Origin of the sequence: Aquimarina agarivorans (genome assembly GCF_000218485.1) — a bacterium.
Lineage (GTDB): Bacteria > Bacteroidota > Bacteroidia > Flavobacteriales > Flavobacteriaceae > Aquimarina > Aquimarina agarivorans.
Map to the genome: position 1 here is coordinate 1 of NZ_AFPB01000055.1, position 2,646 is coordinate 2,646.

General features: G+C 30.4%; 4 protein-coding genes. All 4 read left to right on the top strand.

Annotated elements, in window-relative coordinates:
- Positions 1–307 precede the first annotated feature (307 nt).
- Positions 308–694, top strand: a complete 387-nt coding sequence (locus GMC_RS0102080; protein ID WP_010520577.1) for a hypothetical protein — start codon at positions 308–310, stop codon at positions 692–694.
- 24 nt (positions 695–718) lie between these two features.
- The gene (locus GMC_RS0102085; RefSeq protein WP_010520578.1) at positions 719–1,264 is read left to right on the top strand and encodes a hypothetical protein; all 546 of its coding nucleotides are present in this window, start codon (positions 719–721) and stop codon (positions 1,262–1,264) included.
- Positions 1,265–1,737: 473 nt separating this feature from the next.
- Positions 1,738–2,241 carry an alpha/beta fold hydrolase gene (locus GMC_RS20425; RefSeq protein ID WP_050813280.1) on the top strand — a complete coding sequence of 168 codons (504 nt, stop codon included), beginning with the start codon at positions 1,738–1,740 and terminating at the stop codon, positions 2,239–2,241.
- A 33-nt stretch (positions 2,242–2,274) separates the two neighbouring features.
- Positions 2,275–2,646, top strand: a 372-nt coding sequence (locus tag GMC_RS20430) for an alpha/beta fold hydrolase (RefSeq protein WP_138940544.1), incomplete at its 3' end; no start/stop codon positions are given.

Here is a 2,646-nt window from a genome sequence, read left to right on the forward strand (position 1 = left end):
TGTTATTTATTTTCTGCAGGGTTTATTATATCTTTTTGTAACCTAATTCTTTTATACAAAGAAAAGTATGTCATAAAAATTGAAAAAAAATAAAAAAGAGCAGGAGGCAGGAGAGGATTTTATAAAATTTATAATTTAATTCATAAGGATAATAAACCATATGTTAATTAAAATTTGTAAGATTTTTTTCTCAATTTTTTAAATTAAAAATATTCATCTTCAGATAGATAACCGTTCTTTTTTTATTAATATTACTAAACTTTTTTTCGGATTAACAAGTAATAAAAAAAGTGTAACCCATCAGCAAATGAAAAATATTCAGATTAGCACTATTTTGCAAATAGTTTCTTTAATTTTTTTGGCAATTATTGGATATTTAGTTTTTAATTCTAGCTCCAATTGGAAAGTTGTTAAATCGGAATTAAAGAATGCGAAAGAAGAGTTGAAGGTTTCAAAAGATATGTTAACAAGCACCAAAGTAGCTTTGGAGAAATCAAAAAAAGACTTTAAAAAATTAAAAGCGCAAAAAGATTTAATTATACACCGTAGAGATTCTTTAATACTTTCATTTAAAAGGAAAAATGCTAAAGATTGGAATGAGTTACAGCATATAAAAGATTCAATTAAAATTACAAATTATAAACTAGCCAAAGACCAAGCTATTTTAAACAGCATATTTGGACTAGATCAATAAAATGTAATTCACACAATTTAAGTTATGAAAATAGGATTACTTATACTAGCGATTTTAAGTTTTACCAAAGCTTTTAGTCAAAATAAGGATACTTCACACATTATTGAGATTCCGTTATCTTATACTGATCACGTTGGTGAACCTATAAAGACGAAAAAGGATAGTCTTTACCTATTTAAAACGTCGGATGTGTATTTAGTCAATGAAAAGTCTTTTTTAGCAATAAAAAATGTATATCAAAGTACTATTGATAAGGATAAAATGACAAAGGAAATTGTAGAAAAATACACAAAGACATTACGAAAAAATATAGATCTGGAACGGCAATTAAAAACTAATTTTTCTGAGAGTGATAGTTTGGATGCCATAGTATACAAAAGAACACAACAAACGTTAACAAACACACAAAAGGCACTAGATTATACGGTAAATAGTTTGGATAATGCTTCCAAAAGTTTAGCATTGGTTGAAAAAGCAAATAAACGACAACGCAGAAAAACTTTTTTTGAAAAAATTCTTATAGCAATTGCAGGCATAGGAGGAGGAATTCTAGTAGGGGTGTCTCTTTAAAATTGCCTATGTAGTTGCCTGGGAGGTGAATTTCTTCTAACTTAAAAAAAGCTATTCATAGCCTGTGTCATTAGAAAACGATATGGCTTTGTTTAAGCATGTAGGCGAATCCTAAAGTTTCTTAAAATTTTTGAGTTTAATTTTTCTTCAATATATATTCACTGGCTTTAAATTAAAACTCAAGGATGCTTAGTTGAAACAAAAAAGCATACAGCAAGCTAATAGTTACGATGCTGTTTAATGTTGAAGTATCGAATAAAAACACACTATTTTCATAATAAATTTAATGTCAAAAACGGTAATAAGTATTTGTATATAAGCTAATTGATTAAATTTGTTGTATGTCATTTTTTTAAATAGCTTAATTTTTTATAATTATTATTAGCTATTGATTCCTATTTTGAGTGTTCAGCTTTATTTTTTTAATTTTTGGTCTTAATAATTGTAAATTTTTAAATTAAAATTATCATGCTATGAAACCCGATACTAGATACACTAAAAGTGCTTCCATTAATATTGCCTATCAGGTTTTTGGATCAGGAACTATCGATTTAGTTTACATACCAGGTTGGGTCTCTAATATTGATTTGATGTGGGCTTGTCCTGAACTGGTTAGTTTTTTGCAACAGTTGGGGAAAATTGCACGGGTTATTTTATTTGATAAACGAGGTACTGGACTTTCTGATCGGGTGGTTGAGTTTCCAACTTTGGAAGAACGTATGGATGACATTAGGGCTGTAATGGATGCTGTAGGGTCAAAAAAAGCGGCTTTATTTGGTCATTCCGAGGGAGGATCGGTTTCTGCGTTATTTGCAGCTACGTATCCTAATAGAATACTAGCCCTTATTGCTTTTGGAATATTTGCCAAACGAATTAGTGTGCCTGATTACCCTTGGGCTCCTACAAATGAGGAGCGTCAAAAGGTTTATGATATGATTGAGAATAACTGGGGTAGTGGAGCCATGAATTTAGAGTAACTCGCACCCTCAAAAGCTACTGACAAGGTCTTTATGGATTGGTTGGCTAATTACTTTCGGTCTGGGGCAAGTCCTAGTGCAGCCATGTTACTTACCAAAATGAATACCCCAATGGATATCATAAATATTTTGGACTCTATTAAAGTGCCTACGTTACTGCTTCAGCGCACTCATGATATTGATGTAAAAATTGAAGAAGGGCGATTTATTGCCAAACGCATCAATGGGGCAAAATTTATTGAATTAGAAGGAAGTGATCATTTGTTTTGGACAGGAAATACTGAAGAGGTATTGGATGAAATAAAAGGATTTATTTTAGATGTAAAGCCACAACAAGTTTACGAGAGACAACTTTTTACAGTGGTTGTGGGACATTTTAGATCTAATAAAAATAGTGATATTAAC